At 34.5% G+C, this 20,177-nt stretch carries 21 protein-coding genes; 16 read left to right on the top strand and 5 right to left on the bottom strand.

Features of this window, described 5'->3' with window-relative positions:
• Positions 1-9 precede the first annotated feature (9 nt).
• From mce to KM885_RS03220, 4 genes are all read left to right on the top strand, one after another.
• Positions 10-837 carry a methylmalonyl-CoA epimerase gene (mce, locus tag KM885_RS03235; RefSeq protein ID WP_047183879.1) on the top strand — a complete coding sequence of 276 codons (828 nt, stop codon included), beginning with the start codon at positions 10-12 and terminating at the stop codon, positions 835-837.
• A complete protein-coding gene (locus KM885_RS03230) occupies positions 837-2,387 on the top strand; it encodes an acyl-CoA carboxylase subunit beta (protein ID WP_047183880.1) in 1,551 nt (516 codons plus the stop codon). Before mce ends, KM885_RS03230 begins: the two co-directional genes overlap by 1 nt.
• Positions 2,388-2,665: 278 nt before the next feature.
• Entirely contained in the window at positions 2,666-3,787 is a 1,122-nt protein-coding gene (locus KM885_RS03225; protein WP_216883531.1) for a M20/M25/M40 family metallo-hydrolase, read from the top strand.
• A 273-nt stretch (positions 3,788-4,060) separates the two neighbouring features.
• Positions 4,061-5,317, top strand: coding sequence for a DNA polymerase IV (locus KM885_RS03220; RefSeq protein WP_047183881.1), 1,257 nt, complete (start codon positions 4,061-4,063; stop codon positions 5,315-5,317).
• 179 nt (positions 5,318-5,496) lie between these two features.
• Here the strand turns inward: KM885_RS03220 and KM885_RS03215 are convergent, their stop codons facing one another.
• The 4 genes from KM885_RS03215 to KM885_RS03200 form a co-directional block, all read right to left on the bottom strand.
• Positions 5,497-6,858 carry an aldehyde dehydrogenase gene (locus KM885_RS03215; protein ID WP_060668122.1) on the bottom strand — a complete coding sequence of 454 codons (1,362 nt, stop codon included), beginning with the start codon at positions 6,856-6,858 and terminating at the stop codon, positions 5,497-5,499.
• A gap of 15 nt (positions 6,859-6,873) precedes the next feature.
• Positions 6,874-7,794 (bottom strand): ribonuclease Z, encoded by a 921-nt coding sequence (gene rnz, locus KM885_RS03210; protein WP_060668121.1) that lies wholly within the window; start codon positions 7,792-7,794, stop codon positions 6,874-6,876.
• A gap of 228 nt (positions 7,795-8,022) precedes the next feature.
• On the bottom strand, positions 8,023-9,042 hold the full coding sequence (namA, locus tag KM885_RS03205; RefSeq protein ID WP_216883509.1) for an NADPH dehydrogenase NamA: 1,020 nt from the start codon (positions 9,040-9,042) through the stop codon (positions 8,023-8,025).
• 3 nt (positions 9,043-9,045) lie between these two features.
• Entirely contained in the window at positions 9,046-9,780 is a 735-nt protein-coding gene (locus KM885_RS03200) for a glycerophosphodiester phosphodiesterase (protein ID WP_047183885.1), read from the bottom strand.
• A gap of 266 nt (positions 9,781-10,046) precedes the next feature.
• Here KM885_RS03200 and KM885_RS03195 point away from each other — a divergent pair, with 266 nt between their 5' ends.
• Positions 10,047-10,382: an iron-sulfur cluster biosynthesis family protein gene (locus KM885_RS03195; RefSeq protein ID WP_047183886.1), complete on the top strand. Its 336-nt coding sequence runs from the start codon at positions 10,047-10,049 to the stop codon at positions 10,380-10,382.
• 115 nt (positions 10,383-10,497) lie between these two features.
• On the opposite strand, the gene KM885_RS03190 is transcribed toward KM885_RS03195, so the two are convergent.
• Positions 10,498-11,418 carry an aldo/keto reductase gene (locus KM885_RS03190; protein WP_204798095.1) on the bottom strand — a complete coding sequence of 307 codons (921 nt, stop codon included), beginning with the start codon at positions 11,416-11,418 and terminating at the stop codon, positions 10,498-10,500.
• Between the two features lie 149 nt (positions 11,419-11,567).
• On the opposite strand from KM885_RS03190, the gene KM885_RS03185 reads away from it, so the two are divergent.
• The 11 genes from KM885_RS03185 to sigF all read left to right on the top strand — a co-directional run bounded on the left by KM885_RS03185 (position 11,568) and on the right by sigF (position 20,121).
• Positions 11,568-12,113 carry an NUDIX hydrolase gene (locus tag KM885_RS03185; protein WP_047183888.1) on the top strand — a complete coding sequence of 182 codons (546 nt, stop codon included), beginning with the start codon at positions 11,568-11,570 and terminating at the stop codon, positions 12,111-12,113.
• A 1-nt stretch (position 12,114) separates the two neighbouring features.
• Complete coding sequence (locus KM885_RS03180) at positions 12,115-13,284, top strand: endonuclease Q family protein (protein WP_060668118.1); 1,170 nt, start codon at positions 12,115-12,117, stop codon at positions 13,282-13,284.
• 98 nt (positions 13,285-13,382) lie between these two features.
• On the top strand, positions 13,383-14,021 hold the full coding sequence (spoIIM, locus tag KM885_RS03175; RefSeq protein WP_145523331.1) for a stage II sporulation protein M: 639 nt from the start codon (positions 13,383-13,385) through the stop codon (positions 14,019-14,021).
• 105 nt (positions 14,022-14,126) lie between these two features.
• The gene (gene fur / locus KM885_RS03170; RefSeq protein ID WP_047183891.1) at positions 14,127-14,585 is read left to right on the top strand and encodes a ferric iron uptake transcriptional regulator; all 459 of its coding nucleotides are present in this window, start codon (positions 14,127-14,129) and stop codon (positions 14,583-14,585) included.
• A gap of 211 nt (positions 14,586-14,796) precedes the next feature.
• Positions 14,797-15,003, top strand: coding sequence for a YqzK family protein (locus KM885_RS03165; RefSeq protein WP_047183892.1), 207 nt, complete (start codon positions 14,797-14,799; stop codon positions 15,001-15,003).
• A 4-nt stretch (positions 15,004-15,007) separates the two neighbouring features.
• Positions 15,008-15,898, top strand: coding sequence for a site-specific tyrosine recombinase XerD (xerD, locus tag KM885_RS03160; protein WP_216883508.1), 891 nt, complete (start codon positions 15,008-15,010; stop codon positions 15,896-15,898).
• A gap of 95 nt (positions 15,899-15,993) precedes the next feature.
• The gene (deoB, locus tag KM885_RS03155) at positions 15,994-17,175 is read left to right on the top strand and encodes a phosphopentomutase (protein ID WP_216883507.1); all 1,182 of its coding nucleotides are present in this window, start codon (positions 15,994-15,996) and stop codon (positions 17,173-17,175) included.
• Between the two features lie 98 nt (positions 17,176-17,273).
• Complete coding sequence (locus tag KM885_RS03150) at positions 17,274-18,452, top strand: D-alanyl-D-alanine carboxypeptidase family protein (protein ID WP_047183895.1); 1,179 nt, start codon at positions 17,274-17,276, stop codon at positions 18,450-18,452.
• Between the two features lie 111 nt (positions 18,453-18,563).
• Positions 18,564-18,917 (top strand): anti-sigma F factor antagonist, encoded by a 354-nt coding sequence (gene spoIIAA, locus KM885_RS03145; protein WP_047183896.1) that lies wholly within the window; start codon positions 18,564-18,566, stop codon positions 18,915-18,917.
• A complete protein-coding gene (gene spoIIAB, locus KM885_RS03140; RefSeq protein WP_047183897.1) occupies positions 18,914-19,354 on the top strand; it encodes an anti-sigma F factor in 441 nt (146 codons plus the stop codon). The genes spoIIAA and spoIIAB overlap by 4 nt, the downstream gene beginning before the upstream one ends.
• Before the next feature lie 11 nt (positions 19,355-19,365).
• On the top strand, positions 19,366-20,121 hold the full coding sequence (gene sigF, locus KM885_RS03135) for an RNA polymerase sporulation sigma factor SigF (RefSeq protein ID WP_047183898.1): 756 nt from the start codon (positions 19,366-19,368) through the stop codon (positions 20,119-20,121).
• Positions 20,122-20,177 lie beyond the last annotated feature (56 nt).

The raw sequence follows: 20,177 nt of genomic DNA, 5'->3' as shown, positions 1-20,177 counted from the left end.
GACAAACAAATGGGGAAAAAAATACGTGTACTAGTTGCAAAGCCGGGGCTTGATGGTCATGATCGTGGGGCATTAGTGATCTCTCAAGCTTTAAGGGATCATGGGATGGAAGTTATTTATACAGGACTTAGACAGTCACCTTTACAAATTGCTCAAGCAGCAATTCAAGAAGATGTCGATGTAGTGGGTTTATCTTCTCTTTCTGGGGCGCATAGAACTTTATTTCCAAAGGTGGTAGAAGAATTAGAGAAGAGAGGTGCTGGGGATATTCCTGTCGTAGGGGGAGGAGTAATACCTAGCGTTGACATTCCTTATCTTTTAGAAAAGGGTGTAAAACGTATTTTTACTAGTGGTTCATCTACAGATTTGCTAGCTAATTACATAAAAGAATTAGTAGATCCACAGACTACGCCAGTTACGGCACCTAAAAAGATCGCCCATATTGGAATAGCAGTTGAGAGCATTGAACAGGCGTCAACCTTCTATCTAGATTCCCTTGGGCTACAATTAGAAGGTGTAGAAGAAGTTCAAAGTGAAGGGGTTAAGGTAGCGTTTATTAAAATAGGTGAAACTCGTTTTGAGTTATTAGAACCCCTTAATGAAGAATCTCCTATACGTAAATTCCTTGATAAAAAGGGAGAAGGACTACATCATATCGCTTTAGAAGTAGATGACATACATGCTCGTCTAGAACAACTTAAGGCGAATGGAGTAGCTTTAATAAATGAAGAGGCAAAATTAGGTGCACATAACAGTCAAATTGCTTTCATTCATCCGAATGCGGCAAGTAAGGTACTTTATGAATTATGTCAATATCCGGAGGGGAGTGAGGCCTAATGGATATTTACGATAAAATTAATGAATTATATGACAAACGTAGGCAAGTAGAGCTTGGTGGTGGAGATGAACGAATTGAAAAACAACACGCCAAGGGAAAAATGACTGCTAGAGAAAGGATTACGTACTTACTTGATGATGGCACATTTGTTGAGCTATATCCATTCATTGAAACACGTGCTTCTGATTTTGGAATGAATAATAACTCTGCTAAAGGTGAAGGTGTAGTTACTGGATACGGTAAAGTAAATGGAAAACCTGTTTATTTATTTGCCCAAGATTTCACCGTTTATGGTGGAGCATTAGGAGAAATGCATGGTAAAAAAATAGCTGCAGCAATGGACTTAGCCGCCAAAAATGGTGTACCTTTTATTGGACTTAACGATTCTGGTGGAGCGCGTATTCAAGAAGGTGTTTCATCACTTGATGGATATGGTCAAATATTTTATAGAAATTCAATATATTCTGGTGTTATCCCACAAATTTCTGTGATCATGGGGCCAAGTGCTGGCGGTGCTGTATATTCCCCCGCTATAACCGACTTTGTCATTATGGTAGAAAAAACATCACAAATGTTTATCACAGGACCAAAGGTTATTGAAACAGTAACAGGAGAGAAAATTTCCTCAGAAGATTTAGGTGGTGCGTTCGTCCATAATGCGAAAAGTGGAAATGCACATTTTAAGGCATCATCAGAGGAAGAAGCATTGGACTTAGTTAGAAAATTGATTGACTATCTCCCAGCTAATTACAAGGAAAAACCTGAAAAGAAACAATATGAACAAATCGATGAAGAATTAAGACCGGATTTAACAGATATTGTTCCATATAGTGCGCTTAGGCCTTATGATGTAAAAAAAGTAATTGACCAAGTGGTAGATGGGGATAGCTTTTTAGAAGTACAACAGGATTTTGCTAAAAATATTGTGGTTGGTTTTGCACGAATCAAAGGTGAAATAGTTGGATTAGTATGTAATCAACCAAAATATTTAGCTGGTGGGCTTGATATAGATTCAAGTGATAAGGCGGCAAGATTTATTCGATTTTGTGACTCATTTAATATCCCATTGATCACGTTTGAAGATGTAACTGGTTTCTTCCCTGGCGTAAAACAAGAACATGGTGGAATTATCCGTCATGGCGCAAAAATTCTTTATGCATATTCTGAAGCAACCGTTCCAAAAATCACGGTTATTACACGTAAAGCATATGGCGGTGCGTACGTAGCCTTAAATAGTAAGTCCATTGGTGCTGATCTTGTCTTTGCTTGGCCAAACGCTGAAGTTGCAGTTATGGGGCCAGAAGGAGCAGCAAATATTATTTTTGCTAAAGAAATTGCTGAGAGTGAAGAACCAGAAAAAGTCAGACAGGAAAAAATAGATACATATAGGGAAAAGTTTGCAAACCCTTATGTTGCTGCGGGTCTTGGAATGATTGACGACGTAATAGATCCTCGAGAAACAAGAATTAAATTAATTCAAGCATTAGAAATGCTGAAAAACAAACAGGAAGAAAGACCAAACAAAAAACACGGAAATATTCCGTTATAGTGCATGTTCAAAAAGGACCGAGTCGGCCTTCCTTAAATTCGTTTCCTGTGCGTCGGAAGTTCGAAGCGGCGATACTCCCAATACTAGAACGTATGCAATTAACACGTTAGTAACGCAAAAGCGAGCGTTCATGCGAAATTCGAAGTATCATTTTCACCGGACTTCTTGAACAACCTCTTATAACTTATTTGAAAAGATATCCATTTTTGGAGATATCTTTTCATTTCTTTTTATAATTGTAGTAACCTAATAATTAGGAGGTTATAGGTATGACAATAATGGTAAACGAAAAACGATTAGTTAATGAATTTTTTGAATTAGTACAGGTAGATTCCGAAACGAAAAATGAAGAAAAGATAGCCGAAGTACTTAAGAAAAAGCTAACTGAATTAGGTGTAGATGTATATGAGGATAATAGTAAAGAAATTACCGGGCATGGAGCTGGTAATTTAATTTGTACGTTAGAAGGAAATAAGCAAGGAGTAGATCCAATTTATTTCACTTCTCATATGGATACGGTTGTACCAGGTGCGAACATAAAGCCATCCATTAAAGATGGATATATTGTTTCAGATGGCGCCACCATACTAGGTGCAGATGATAAAGCCGGATTAGCTGCAATCATAGAATCCATTAAGCTCCTAAAGGAAAATAATGTTTCACATGGGGATATCCAGTTTATTATTACAGTCGGCGAGGAATCAGGATTAGTAGGAGCGAAGGCTATCGACAAAAACTTAATTAAAGCTAAATTCGGTTATGCTTTAGATAGTAATGGAGATATTGGTGACATTATAGTAGCTGCTCCCACACAAGCAAAAATTTATACGATAATTAAAGGGAAAACCGCTCATGCAGGAGTAGAACCAGAAAAAGGCATTTCCGCTATAACTCTCGCTGCAAAAGCGATTTCCAAAATGCCACTAGGACGTATTGATGAGGAAACTACTGCTAATATTGGAAGATTTGAAGGTGGAAAACAAACGAATATTGTTGTGGATCATGTAGAAATCTTAGCAGAAGCTAGATCGTTAAAACCAGAAAAAATGGAGAAACAAGTTGCTAAGATGAAAGAAGTGTTTGAGAAAACGGCAGAACAATATGGCGGTTCAGCAGATGTAGAAATTCAAGTCATGTATCCTGGATTTAGCCAAGGAGCAGGCGATGAAGTAGTAGAAGTTGCAAGAAATGCTGCTAAAACAATTGGTCGTCATAGTCGATTACTCACAAGTGGTGGAGGTAGTGATGCGAATATCATTTCTGGTTTCGGAATCCCCACAGTAAACCTTGCTGTTGGATATGAAGAAATTCATACAACCAACGAACGTATTGCTGTAGAAAACTTGGTGAAAATCACGGAATTCGTAGTAGCTATTATAAAAGAAGTTTCGAAAGATTAATCTTTCGAAGCTTCTTTTTTAGTAAACATATATTTGGGTTAATCCACCATTGTTAACGAACCATTTAACATTTTGGGTTATGTTATAATAAAGAAGACTTCCATCAGTGGGCAGGATACCTTCATCCCCACTGATGGTTAGTCGCACTTATCGGACCTTTATGGGCAGCCAGACTCCCACCTACCTTCTTTGTTCTCACGAAGCTTTTAGATCTGAGTCGTACTGTCCGTTTAGGTGGATAAAAGGGAACAAGAAGATAAGGATGTTATAACTATGTCAATTCCGAAACAGAGTAAAAGAAGAATAATATTTCATATCGATATGAACTGCTTTTATGCATCTGTGGAAATGGCTTTTAACCCGAAATTAAAAGGGAAGCCACTTGCTATTGCGGGAAACCCAGAGGAAAGAAAAGGGATTATCGTAACGAGTAGCTATGAAGCAAGGGCAAAAGGAGTAAAAACGACGATGAATGTATGGCAGGCGAAAAAACTTTGTCCTGAACTAATTGTCATGAAACCAAATTTTGATAGATATCGAAATGCATCCAAAGAATTATTTAAAATACTTTCTGATATTACTCCATATGTGCAACCTGTTTCCATTGATGAAGGATATATGGATGTTACAAATACGACATGGAAAGGAACGCCATTAGAATTAGCACAAAATTTACAACAAAGAATTTTAAAAGAGCTTGACTTACCATCTAGTATTGGAATTGCACCAAATAAATTTCTTGCAAAAATGGCTTCCGATATGAAAAAACCTTTAGGGATTACAGTATTAAGGAAAAGAGAATTAGATAAAACATTATGGCCTTTACCTGTTCAAGAGATGTATGGTGTTGGTGAAAAAACTGCAGAAAAATTGCAATCGATAGGAATTAAAACAATTGGTGATTTAGCAAAAAAAGACACATATGAGTTAAAACAATTTTTCGGTATAAACGGGGAAAGGTTAAAAAATAGAGCAAATGGTATCGATCCAAGGCCAGTTGACCCGGATGCAATATATGATTTCAAAAGTATAGGTAATTCACAAACATTACCACATGACACTACGGATATAAAAGAAATAAACAAATTGATGAATGATCTGGCAGATAACGTAGAAAAGAGAATGAAGAGAAAGAATGCAGCTGGGAAAACCGTTCAACTCATGATTCGCTACCACGATCGCAAAACGATAACTAGGAGTAAGAAATTACAAAATTATATCGATTCAAAATTTGATATTTTATTCTTAGCTAATGAGTTATTGGAAGAACATTGGAATCAGGAGCCGATACGACTTATTGGAATTACCGTGCAAGATGTAGAAAATAAACGTAATATAGGTAAGCAATTAGACTTATTTACATATGAAAATGAAGCAAATAAAGAAAAGCTCATGTCTACCATTCATCAATTAACAGAAAAATACGGAGAAAATGTTTTTAAAAGTTTAAATGATAACTTCAAGGAGGTTGATCAGCAACAGCCACGAACAAGTTTTCAGAAAGACTTTCTAGACGACTATAAAAAATAATTGAAAAAGTTAACATTAGAGTGGGGTTGGGACAAATATGTTTTATAAAAAGAAAATCCGAAATTCTGTGGGATTGTTCGTCTTTTTGAGTTAAACATTTCGTTATGTCCCAACCTCTAAAATCAAGTGCAATTAAGTATTTGGCATATCCATTGCTAATACCTTAGTTTTTTATGCTTTTAATGTGTTAATTTTTTTACAACAGAATTAGATATCTTTCCTTTTGGATAACGGAATGGTAAATCAAATTTAGTTGTTTGTTTTAGTATACTTTTTTGGTGGGAGAACGTTTCAAAGCTGTATTTACCGTGATAAGTGCCCATTCCACTAGTTCCTACACCGCCAAATGGTAGATGCGGGTTCGCTAGATGATAGAGTGTATCATTAATCGAACCACCGCCAAATGGAACATATTCAATCACCTGTTGTTGTGTTTGATTGTCTTCACCGAAATAATATAATGCCAAAGGACTTTCTTTTGTTTTAATTTGGTATAAAGGATCATCTAAATTTGAAAAAGTTAATACAGGTAAAATAGGACCAAATATTTCCTCTTGCATGACAGGATCGTTCCATGTGATTTTATCTAAAATAGTTGGTTCTATCATGAGTGCATCTCTATCATAATTTCCACCATGAATGATATCTCCATTTGTTAAGAATGAAACTAAGCGATCAAAGTTTTTCTCGTTAATGATTTTAGTGTATTCATTACTTTTACTATAAAAAGCACGGATGTATCTTTTGGCAGCTTTTAAAAATTTAAATTTTACTTTCTCATGTACATAGACATAGTCAGGTGCAACACAAGTTTGACCAGCATTCGTAAATTTCCCCCAAACAATTCTTTTTGCTGCTAAAACTACATTTGCATCTTCATCTACAATTGCAGGACTTTTCCCACCTAATTCAAGTGTAATTGGCGTTAGATGTTCACTTGCTGCTTTCATTATGATTCTTCCAACTTTAGAACTTCCTGTGAAGAAGATATAATCCAATCGATGTTTTAATAATTCTTCAACTTCTTCTTTTCCCCCTTCGATAACAGTGAAAAATGAACTATCAAAGTACTCTTCTACCATAGTCGCAATTAAAGAGGAGGTCTCTGCAGCCAATTCTGAAGGTTTTATAATGACACAGTTTCCAGCTGCAATGGCGCCTATTGCTGGAGCCAAAGCCAATTGCAAAGGATAATTCCAAGGTGAAATAATTAATGCAACGCCATAAGGTTGATTCATGATATAGCTTGAAGAACCTTTATGGGTAATAGGGCTCGATACCTTTTTTGGCTCCATCCAGTTTCTAAGATTTTTTATAGCAAAATCAATTTCGGAATAGAGAAACCCTAACTCAGTAACTAAAGCTTCATGTTTTGATTTATTTAAATCCTTTTTTAATGCCTGAAAGATATTTTCTTCATTATTTTTGAGCATTTGCTTTAAGTTTCCTAATTGTTTTTTTCGAAACTCATATGTTACGGTATTTCCGTTTAGAAAGTAGGTTCTCGCATTGGATATGATTAACTTCTCGGTTGTTTCCATAAAAATACTCCTCTTTTAATAATCGATTGTTATCTTTTTAAAATCGATTGCTATCTTGGTATCTGGAAAAATTTCTTTTGCTTCATTCAAAAGATAAGTATCATCTTCTTTTTGATAGCGTGATGAAATATGGGTGAGAATTAGATTCTTTACTTTACCTTGTTTTGCCAGTGTTGCAGCCTGTTTAGTTGTTGAGTGGTAGTATTCATGGGCAAGGGCAGATTTTTCTTGATCGAAAGTAGCTTCATGGACCATGACGTTGGAATATTTTACAAATTCTATATGTTCTTCTCGATAACGGGTATCGCCTAGAATGCTTACAACTCTACCACTTTTAGCAGGACCAATGAAATCAGAACGATTTATCACTGTTCCATCTTCTAGTTTGACCTGAGGATTATTTTTTATCTGTTTATAAATCGGACCCGGCATTATTCCGATGTCCTTTAACTTATTAACGAGTAATTCCCCGGGTTTATCTTTTTCAACAATTCGATAACCATAACTGTCGATTCCATGATCCAGCTTTTTTGCCAAAACTTTAAATTCATTATCTTCCATTACTACACCTTCGTTTACTTCTACAAAAGTAATAGGGTAGGTAAGGTGGGATGAACTTACTTTAAGACTGGTTTCTACATATTTTTTAATTCCACTGGGGCCGAATATCGTTAATTCTGTATTACCTCCCTGAAAAGATCGACTACTTAATAGGCCGGGTAATCCAAAGATATGGTCCCCATGTAAATGTGTAATGAAAATTTTATTTATTTTCCTAGGTTTAATAGATGTATGTAAAATCTGATGCTGGGTTGCTTCTCCACAATCAAACAACCACACGCTATTAATCTCTTGTAGTAATGATAATACGATACTAGTTACATTTCGTTCTTTTGAAGGGACACCTGCACCTGTCCCAAGAAAAATTAATTCCATTTTCTAATCTTCCTCCAACTTTATCACGTCTTAACTTACTGGCCGACTAAAAACTCAGGCGTCTTATTACAATGTTGGTACTAGCATATCTTGTGCGTCGTAAGACTCCGCTTCAAGAAGTCGAGTTTAACCAAGGTATCTAAGAGGGGCGGGAAGCCAGGTTGCGCCCTATACGTTCAACTAACATTAAGTGGGGATGAAAGAAATCCCCACTTAATGAGTTTCATTTTATTTCCAACCACGTTCATATGGAACTGGAGCTTCCAAATTTGTTTTTAATTCATCCGCGCAAGCTTTTGCCCAATAAGGATTACGCAAGAGTGCTCGTCCAATAAAAATTAAATCAGATCTATTATTTTGCAGTATTTCCTCTGCTTGTAAACCCGATGTAATTAGACCGACAGCCCCGGTTGCAATGTCTATCTCATGTTTAATTATTTCTGCTCGTCTTACTTGATATCCTGGGAAAGTTGGTACACGATTAGGAACAACCCCGCCTGAACTACAATCGATTAGGTCTACACCTAATTCTTTTAACCTGTTTGTAAAATAAAGAATATCTTCCAAAGAATTTCCTTGCTCGTCATATTCATCAGTGGAAACCCGGACGAATAACGGCCCATCCCATTCTGACTTTACAGCTTGAATGATTTCTTGTAAAAATAAAAATCGTCCTTCTTTATTTACACCATACTCATCTGTTCGTTTGTTTGTTAACGGAGATAAAAACTCATTAACTAAGTAACCATGAGCTCCATGTATTTCGATAATATCAAAATTTGCCTCTTTCGCGCGCTTAGCTGCTTGCTGGAAAGCCTGAATAGTATGCTTAATATCTTCTTTCGTCATTTCTAGAGGTTCTTTATAATTCTCACTAAACGAAATTGGCGAAGGAGCATAAATAGGTAAAGAATTCACCTCTGATTTTCTCCCTGCATGTGCTAATTGAATTCCAGCTTTTGCCCCATAGCTATGGATTTGTTCATTTAATTGTTTAAATCCTTCGATATGTTCATCAGACCATATCCCTAAATCTTGTTCGCTGATACGGCCCTCCGGAAGAACACCAGTAGCTTCAATCATAATTAATCCGACTTGCCCAACAGCTCTAGAAACATAGTGGGTATAGTGGAACGGGGTCAGCATTCCGTCTTTATTAACGGAAGAGTACATACACATTGGTGACATAACGATTCTGTTTTTTAGTGTTACATTCTTTATTTGAATTGGGGAAAATAATTTAGGCATTTTTCATCCTCCTAAAGTTTTTATTCGATAAGACAATGCTTTATCGGGTACATCTGTAAAGATACCGTTGCAACCTAAATGAAAACATTGTTTCATGGAAGGATACCTATTAATCGTGTATACACGAATCTTCATATCATTTCTTAAACATTCATTCATAAGTCTGTCATTTAACAATCTGTAGTTAACATGTATTGCATTCGCACCTAAATCTTTAGCATAAGTTACGAGTTTATTGTTTTGCTTAGAGGTCAAGTAGGCAACTTCTACCATTTGATTGATTTCTCTCATTCGCTTTATACTTTCTGAGTTGAAAGTGGAAATAGTAGTACGGTCTAGCAACTGATGTTCTTGAACCATTTCAAAAACGATGGATTCTATATACTCATAATCTATTTTATTATTTTTCAACTCGATATTTAAGTATAACGGCTTAAATTTTATCCAATTTAAAAATTCCTCTAAGGACATGATTGGCGTACCAGTATATTTTTTTGAAAACCATGAACCTGCATCAAGTTCTTGGATTTCTGCAAATGTAAAATCTTTCACAAAACCTATTCCATTTGTAGTTCTTTTTACGTTCTCATCATGAATTAGAATCGGAATTTCATCTTTTGTAAGTTGAACATCTGTTTCTATTCCATCCGCTTTCATTTCATATGCTAATTCAAAGGCTGGTAATGTATTTTCTGGAGCATATTTGCTTGCCCCTCTATGTGCGTAGATATTTGTCATTATTTTCGAACCCCTCTTAATTCGTTTATTTATTCTACATTTTATGAAGCATGCATGAAAAGCGGACCAAATAATTACTTTAATTATAAAGAAGACTTCCATTTGTGGGGGGTTCCATCATCTCCCACTGATGGTTAGTCAAACCTTTACGGGCAGTTGATCTTCCATTTACCTTCTTTGTTCCCTAGAAGCTTAAGGCAGAAGTCTTACTGCATTGTTTAGGTAAGACAAAAAGTGATATAGTAATTAGGAAGGTGGGATAAATAATGAAACTAGAAATTACAAAACAATCGTTAAGCAAGTTACATGAATTAAATATCGATAACCGGAAATATTTACTACTTTTGTATGATCGTGATGATTGTGGATGTGGTGTAAATGGTGTTCCAACCATTCGCTTAACGAACGAAAAAAAAGATTATTACGATATAGTTACAAATGATGATATGTCGACATTTGTCCCAAAGCAACAAGCTGTGTTCTTTAATAAAAAGTTAAAATTGGATTATCGTAATGGATTTTTCCAATTACTTAGCCAAGGAGAGACATTAAATGCTTTTATTTCACCTCAAACTGTTTGTTTAGATGGGATAAATAAATAGGTTGGCTACGAATAAGTAGCAACCTATTTATCATTTTGAAGGAAAAATAAGTTTTTCTTTCTGCTTAAGTAAGGTATTCGTCCAGTTTAAATAGCGAACAGCAAGTTTTCTAAATTTAACGATGGTCTTTATACTTAATAGGTTTGGTGATAGTTTTCAATTCATTATAGACTTCGTTAGGTAATTCGCTCTCTAAATTAATATTAGTGTTTTCATTTATTTGATTAATGGAACTTGCACCAAATACCGTGGATGTTACTGCAGGGTGTTTTAAAACATATTTTAAAGCTAATTCATGAATACTGTATTGTTTACCAAATAATTTTGTTAGTTTTTCAGATATGTTCAGTAGTTCTTCATAAGAGTAATCCAGATATCCTTTATTTCCTTTTTTATTTATTTGCTCGGTTGATCGATTACTTAACATACCCTTAGCAAGCGGGCCCCTTGCCAGTACACTTATTTGATTTCTTTGTAATAATTCCAAAGTCTCTTCTTCTGGTCTACGATCGAGTAAGTTATATTGCATCATTACTGCATCAATTGAAGAATGTTTAACGAATTCGCGGATAACGTTAGGTCGAATAGAAGAGATACCATATGCTCGAATAATTCCTTCTTGTTTTAATTGTTCAAATGCTTCAATCGTCTCGGAAATGGGATCTTCCAAGGTGCCGCCGTGTAACATATAAAAATCGATGTAATCTGTTTTTAATCTTTTTAAGCTTTCTTTTACTTCTCTTAAAATATAGTCTTTGGATGGATCCCAAAACCAATCCTTCGTTTCTTTATTAAAATGATTTCCTACTTTTGTTGTTAGAATAATGTTTTCCCTTTTATCATGAATAATTTCACCAATTATTTCTTCGTTTAATCCGAAGTCGTATAAATCAGCTGTATCGATGTGGTTAATTCCTTTATCAATAGCCAAATCAATGATTTGTTTTGCTTCGTTTATATCTGTTCCAAGTGACATACCACCTAGGGTTAATTCTGAAATAAATAAATCTGATTTACCTAATTGACTCTTCTTCATCTAATCCCTCCAAAGTAACCAACTAATCTTATCTTAATATATTTAGTTAAAGGAAGAAAGGAAATTGAAATTAGGTCAGATAATAAAATTTAGTATAAGGAGTGGGTATGCTAAAATAGAAGAAAAGATGAATTGATAGGAGAAAACGTATGAAAAAGTTTGAAGAGAAAACAATAAGGTCAGAAAAGATTTTTGATGGAAAGATAGTTCAATTACAAGTAGATGAAGTTCAATTACCAAATGGTAAAACATCTCAGCGTGAAATAGTTAAACATCCTGGAGCGGTTGCGGTAATTGCTATCACGAAAGAAAATAAGATAGTGTTTGTGGAACAATATCGCAAACCACTTGAAAGGTCCCTTATAGAAATTCCAGCAGGTAAATTGGAACCTGGTGAGAATCCAATGATTGCGGCAATCAGAGAATTAGAAGAAGAGACTGGTTACTCTACCAATAGTTTATCCTTTGTAACTTCCTTTTACTCCTCACCAGGATTTGCTGATGAATTACTTCACATCTATATTACAAATGATATTGAAAAAATTGAAAACCCAAGAGCAGCTGATGAAGATGAATTCGTAGAGTTAGTGGAATTAACTTTAGACGAAGCGAAACAATATGTGGAAGAAGAGAAAATTCACGATGCCAAAACAGCATATGCAGTTTTATATTTACATGCATTAGAAAGAAGGTAACATGTTGAATTCCTATTTTGCAGATTTGCATATTCATATTGGAAGGGATATGTACAATAAACCGGTAAAAATTACAGGGGCAAAAAGCTTAACCTTGAGTAATATTTTGGAAGAATCTAGTAGAAATAAAGGGATAGATCTTGTTGGGGTAATTGATTGTCATGCCCCTAATGTACAGCAGGAAATTAAAGGATTGATTAATGAAGGAAAAGCAAGAGAACTTGAAGACGGTGGAATCCGTTTTGAAGAAGTAACCTTATTAATGGGATCTGAGATTGAAATTTATGATGAAAACTGTAAGGGACCCATTCATGTATTATGTTTTTTCCCGAATTTAGAAAATATCTCTATTTTCTCTGAGTGGCTAACAACTAAGATGAAAAACATCACGTTAAGTTCTCAAAGATATTATGGAACGGCTAAAGAACTTCAATATAAAGTAAAAGAACTAGAAGGGATATTTATTCCAGCACATGTCTTTACCCCTTTTAAGAGTCTTTATGGGAAAGGGGTAAATCAATCTTTAACAGAGGTATTCGATCCGGATTTAATTGATGGAATTGAGTTAGGATTAAGTTCGGATACTTATATGGCGGATCATATAGAAGAGCTTCATTCCTATACGTTTGTAACAAACTCAGATGCTCATTCTCTTCCGAAAATAGCTAGAGAATACCAAGAAATCGTAATGGAAAATGCTACTTTTAAAGAGTTTTATTGGGCGTTGCATGAAGTGAATGGTCGGAAAATCCAACGAAATTTCGGGATGAATCCAAGACTTGGTAAATACCATATGACAGTTTGTAATAATTGTTTTACAGAGCTAACCCCCGATAGTACCATATGCCCGAATTGTCAGTCAAAGAAAATTATTAAAGGGGTTTCTGACAGAATTCAAGAATTAACAAATGTTGAAAAATCTAATAGAGAACGACCACCATATTTATATCAAGTGCCTCTTGAATATCTTCCAAAGTTAGGTCCAAAAACGTTTAAAAAATTATTAGACCGGTTTGGCACAGAAATGAATGTTATTCATTACGCAAGCTTGGAAGACTTACTAGAGGTAGTGCCCAATCCTATAGCACAATCTATCATTTCCATGAGAGAAGGTAAACTTCATGTTAAAGCTGGTGGTGGCGGGAAATATGGAACTGTCTCGAATAATTAAAATATAGAATTTATGAATAAAAAAGAGATTTTGGTATTTTTAATCGGAATTCTTCATAGTTTTTAATATAAGAACCATCTTTGAAATGGAGGATTCCGATGAATAATAATAGAGCTGTTTTTATTCAACACATGAGAGAGTATGCGACAATATATTTGTTTATGGTGATTTTATTTTTAACTGGTATTATTTTTGGTGCTATTATAGTAAACAGCATGAACTTTGTTCAAAAGCAAGATTTGTTTTTTTACTTAGAACGATTTTTCCTTCAAATAGTAGAGGGTCAATCAATAGAAAAGACACTTATATTAAAAGAAAGCTTTTTTTATCATATTAAATATTTAGTTATTTTATTTTTACTAGGTTTATCTGTAATTGGACTTCCTATCGTGTGGGTTCTATTGTATGTTAAAGGTCTTGTTGTTGGTTTTTCTGTTGGTTTTTTAGTGAATCAAATTGGCGTTAAGGGATTAATCTTGGCTTCATTGTCCATTGCTCCACAAAATTTAATTGTCATTCCTGTATATATTATTGCTGGTACACTGTCGATGATCTTTTCGTTAAAATTATTAAATAAACTATTTTCAAAAAGGTCGACTGGACCAGCATTTCAGCCGTTTGGCAAGTATTTATTATCGTTTGGATTTTTATTGGTAGCCGCTATAATTGCTTCAGGAGTAGAGGCCTATGTGGCGAATGGATCTATGGAAGCATTTATTAAATCTTTTTATGAATAATAATTATTACATTATAATTATTTTAAATATAATGTAATAATATTTTTGACACGCCTTTTCAGAGTGCATATAATAAAATAGATGGTAAGAGGGGAGCGACGAGTTATGGAACATCGGATTGAACGAATAAAAAAACAGCTGCATTCTCAAAGTTATAAATTAACTCCACAAAGAGAAGCAACTGTCCGAGTTTTACTTGAGCGTGAAGAAGACCATCTAAGTGCAGAAGATGTTTATTTATTAGTTAAAGAAAAAGCACCTGAAATTGGCTTAGCAACTGTTTATCGTACGTTAGAGCTACTATCTGAATTGAAGATTGTTGATAAGATTAATTTTGGTGATGGGGTCTCCCGATACGATTTAAGAAAAGAAGGAGCTAAACATTTTCATCATCATCTCGTTTGCGTCGAATGTGGGTCAGTAGAAGAAATTGAAAATGACTTATTAGAAGACGTAGAGAAAATTGTACAAAGAGATTGGGGATTTCAAGTTCAAGACCATCGTTTAACATTTCATGGTATATGTAAACAATGTCAAAAATCAGCAGTTAAAGCAACACAATAAGAAGAATTAAGCCTTTTTTTCTATGGGAAAGAAGGCTTTTATTATGGATAAGAATGATAAAGGTTTGTGCTTTCTTTTTTTACATACGTAAAAAAAGAGAGTACATTAAAATTAAGTACTATTTAAAAATTTAACTATCTATATGTATATTATGATTTGAAATTGGCATATCTTTTAAGAAGGAAGTAACTTTAAAAAGGAGATATGCCATATGAAACAATTGATATGGGATACATTGAAAGTTTTCGTAATCTTTACTATATGTACTTGTCTATTCTATTTTGGATTAAAGATGATGCATGCTGAATATGAAAATTATCATAAATATGATCAACCTGAAGGACCTTCTGTAAAGGTTTTTAATTCAAATGAAGAGATTATGGATAGAATGAATCTATTTTTTAGATTAGGGGAATAAAAATATGCTAAATGATGCACTAGAGGATTATTTTCATTTTTTACAGATTGAAAGAGGGCTTTCTGAGAATACACTAAAGTCTTATAGACGTGATTTAAAAGATTATACTAATTTTTTAGTGAAGAAGTTAGAGGTGAAATCCTGGAATTCCGTTACTAGAATTGAAATTATTCATTTTCTATATGCTTTAAAAGATGGGGGTAAGTCGACTTCTACCATTTCCAGACATATATCATCGATTCGTTCTTTTCATCAATTTTTAGTAAGAGAAAAGGTAGTTAACCAGGATGTGAGCTTACATATTGAAACACCGAAAAAAGAAAGAAAACTTCCAGACGTTCTATCCCAAACAGAGGTAGAACAACTTCTTTCCATTGAAACGAAATCTCCTTTGGCATATCGTAATAAAGCAATGTTGGAACTAATGTATGCAACCGGACTTAGGGTAACTGAATTGGTTACTTTAAAAGTAAGTGATTTACACTTAACAATGGGTTTTGTTCAATGCTTTGGAAAAGGCTCAAAAGAAAGAATTGTACCTATCGGAGAGGTTGCCATACATGCAATAGAGCAATATTTACAACATGGAAGAGGGAAATTGCTAAAACATAATACTAATCCAACACTGTTTTTAAACCAGCATGGGAGGCCGTTAACGAGACAGGGATTCTGGAAAATTTTAAAAAAGATTGCTTTAGAAGTTGGTATAAGTAAAGAAATAACTCCACATACATTAAGACATTCCTTTGCTACTCATTTATTAGAAAATGGGGCGGACTTACGTATCGTTCAAGAGATGTTGGGGCATGAAGATATTTCAACAACACAAATCTATACACATGTATCAAAAACTAGATTAAAAGATATGTATAAAACCTACCATCCAAGAGCGTAATTAACATGTAACGGAAGTATAAGGTAAAGAAAATTTACGCATGCATTTACATATATATGTTAGAAATCGGGAATATAGTATTGGGAGGTTTTTTAATGACTAATTTCAAACGAATTTTTCTTATTGTTTTGGATTCAGTAGGTATTGGTGAAGCCCCTGATGCGGAAAAATATAATGACAAAGGTGCGGATACTTTAGGTCATATTGCAGATGAAATGAATGGACTTCATATGCCGAACATGGGTGAATTGGGATTAAGTAATATTTGTGAGATAAAAGGAATAGAAAAAGCAGTAAAACCTAAAGCTCACTATACAAAAATGCAAGAAGCTTCAAATGGTAAAGATACAATGACAGGCCATTGGGAAATTATGGGATTAAATATTAAACAACCTTTTAAAACATTTCCTGAAGGATTTCCAACCGAACTTGTTCAATTATTAGAAGGTAAAACAGGAAGAAAAGTTATTGGAAATAAGCCGGCTTCTGGTACAAAAATTATAGAAGAACTTGGCGAGGAGCATATGAAAACGGGTTCCTTAATTGTTTATACTTCTGCAGATTCTGTATTGCAAATTGCTGCACATGAGGAAATTATTCCAGTTGATGAATTGTACCGAATTTGTGAAATTGCACGAGAACTGACTCTAGATGAAAAATATATGGTTGGACGAGTTATTGCCCGTCCTTTTATTGGGAAACCTGGAGCATTTGAACGTACGGCCAACCGTCATGATTATGCTCTTAAACCGTTTGGTAGAACTGTAATGAATGAATTACAAGATAATGGCCTTGATGTTATTGCTCTTGGGAAAATTTCTGATATTTACGATGGAGAAGGAGTTACAGAGGCTATTCGAACTACAGATAATGACGATGGAATGACAAAACTCATAGATTCCATGAAAAAGGATTTCAATGGACTAAGTTTTCTTAATTTAGTTGATTTCGATGCTAAATATGGCCATAGGCGTGACCCAATAGGGTATGGCAAGGCTTTAGAGGAGTATGATAAACGCTTACCCGAAGTCTTAGCTTTATTGAATGAAGATGATTTACTTATTATTACAGCTGACCATGGGAATGATCCTGTTCATCATGGCACAGACCATACGAGAGAATTTGTTCCATTACTTATTCACCATAAAAATATGAAGCAAGGTAAAGCGTTGCCTATTCGGAAAACATTTGCAGATGTAGGCGCAACGGTGGCAGATAACTTTCAAGTGAAATTGCCAGAACACGGAAATAGTTTTTTGCATGAGATTATCGAATAAGAAACGGAAAGAGCACTAGAGGTAGTGCTCTTTTTTATTTGTATATTTCGATATAAAGATGGAAAAAATAAAGTTATATTGAGTTTGGAGGTAAAACTATGAAAAAGTGTATTCTCATTATCAGCATGATTTTTTCATTATTTGTATTAGGATTGCCAGTCTTTGCGGAAGAAAAGCCGGAAGATGAAAAAAGCGAATCCTTAAATCTAGCTCCTGATGCAAAATCGGCTATCTTGATAGAAAGAGATACCGGAACTATTTTATTCGACAAAAATGCCCATGAAGTACTTCCGCCAGCTAGTATGACAAAATTAATGACACTACTACTTATTATGGAGGCAATAGATCACGGGGACTTAAAGAAAAATGAAATGATTCGAGTAAGTGAGCGGGCCGCATCAATGGGAGGTTCCCAAATATTCCTTGAAGCGGGGGAAGAAATGTCCGTAGATGATTTATTAAAAGGAATAGCTGTTGCTTCTGGAAATGATGCTAGCGTTGCAATAGCTGAACGACTTGCAGGAAGTGAAGAAGCCTTTGTGAAAAGAATGAATGAAAAAGTGAAAGAACTTGGTTTGAAAAATACGAAGTTCCAAAATACGACTGGTTTACCAAGTGATGATCATTACAGCACTTCATATGATATGGCAATGATTGCAAAAGAATTATTAAAATATGAGGATATTACAAATTATACATCGATTTATGAGGATTATTTAAGAAAAGGAAAAGAAAATGAATTTTGGCTCGTGAATACGAATAAATTAGTGAAATTCTATCCAGGAGTAGACGGATTAAAAACAGGTTACACAAATGAAGCAAAATATTGCTTAACTGCTACGGCAGAAAAGAATGATATGCGTGTCATCGCCGTTGTAATGGGTGCAAATACTACAAAGGAAAGAAATGCAACCATTTCTAGTATGCTTGACTTTGCGTTTAATCAATTTGAAACACAACAATTATTTGAAAAGGATCAGGTTGTTTCAAACTTAAAATTAATTAAAGCGGAAGAAGACAATATTGAAATAATTGTTCCTGAATCTGTTAGTACATTACATAAAAAAGGAGAGTCTACTGAAGAGGTAACAACAGAAATGAAATTGAAAGAAAAGTTTACTTTACCTATAAATAGAGGAGATGAAGTAGGTACATTAACCGTTAAAAATGGAAATGAAATTATTTCAGAAATTCCACTAACGGTAAATAATGATGTCACCCAAGCATCCTATTTCACTTTGTTAAAACGAACACTGCAAGAAATGGCGAAAAATTAATAATATCTTCTAATTTAGACGAATAAGGACTTCTTTTGTCATAAAGCAGGAATTAGCCCTTGTCATCAAGAAGAAGAAATACAGAAGAATGTAAGGAGGAGATTTTTTAGGATGGGGCTGCATTCAGTTTTTGATGTAAAAGAAGATGTATTAATCGTTAGACTGTCAGGTGAATTAGACCACCATGAAGCAGAAAGCTTACGGGATAAGTGGAAGGACATGATGTATAAAAATCCAATTAAGCATGTCATTTTAAATTTAGAAAATGTTTCTTTTATGGACAGTTCGGGTCTAGGAGTTATTCTTGGCCGATATAAAGAGGTTTTACAATTAGGTGGAGAGATGGTCGTATGTTCCATTTCTCCAACGGTCAAACGTTTGTTTGAAATGTCTGGATTATTTAAGATTATTCGCTTAGAAGAAAATGAAGCATTTGCGTTAGAAACTTTGGGGGTGGCTTCATGAGAAATGAAATGGTTGTAGAATTTTCTAGTAAAAGTGAAAATGAGGCATTTGCAAGGGTTACGGTTGGCGCGTTTATTTCTCAGTTAGATCCTACGATGGACGAGTTAACAGAAATTAAAACAGTGGTCTCAGAAGCGGTAACGAATGCCATCATACACGGATATAACAACGAACCTGATCATAAAGTGATGATTAAGTGTGTCATTGAAAATGATGAAATTGAAATAACGGTGAAAGATTTTGGAATCGGAATTGGTGATATTGATCAAGCGAGACAACCTTTATATACTTCAAAACCTGAACTAGAAAGGTCTGGAATGGGCTTTACTATTATCGAGAACTTTATGGACTCTGTTAAGGTCACTTCTTCAAAATCCGATGGAACTACGCTCTACATGAGAAAGCAACTAGTAAAATCAAAGACGGTTTATAATTAGGATATGTGCCTATGAATGTAAATGTAAAAAAGACAAAGGGTGAAGAAACCTTAACGGATGAACAAGTAAAAGATTATATTTTACAGAGCCAACAAGGGAATAAAGAAGCAAGAGATATATTAGTAGAAAAGAATATCCGGCTTGTTTGGTCAGTTGTTCAGCGTTTTATTAATAGGGGTTATGATCCAGATGATCTATTTCAAATAGGGAGTATCGGACTAATAAAGTCGATTGATAAATTTGACCTTTCCTTTGACGTTAAATTTTCTACTTATGCGGTACCGATGATTATTGGAGAAATTCAACGTTTTATTAGGGATGATGGAAGTATAAAGGTTAGTCGCTCTTTAAAGGAAATTGGAAATAAAATAAGAAGAAAAAAAGATGAATTAACGAAACAATTAGGACGATCACCAACAGTTAATGAAATTGCGGAGGCTTTAGAAATAACACCAGAAGATGTCGTTCATGCACAAGAAGCATCTAAATCTCCGCATTCCATTCATGAAACTGTATTTGAAAATGATGGGGATCCTATTACATTATTAGACCAAATAGCAGACACTGATACAAAATGGTTTGATAAATTAACATTGCAAGAAGCAATTAAGAATTTAAATGAAAGGGAACGACTTATTATTTACTTACGATATTATAAAGATCAAACCCAAACCGAAGTTGCAGATAGATTAGGTATTTCTCAAGTACAAGTATCTAGACTTGAGAAGAAAATATTAAAAGAAATGAAAGGTAATATGGATTTGTAGAGGAGTTCGAAAAAGCCATCACATTAATGTGGTGGTTTTTTCTGTTTGAAATTGTA

It is taken from the genome of Oceanobacillus caeni, assembly GCF_019037185.1.
GTDB lineage: Bacteria > Bacillota > Bacilli > Bacillales > Amphibacillaceae > Oceanobacillus > Oceanobacillus caeni.
Note: the sequence above shows the minus strand (reverse complement) of the source record. Positions and strands in the feature narration are given on the sequence as shown.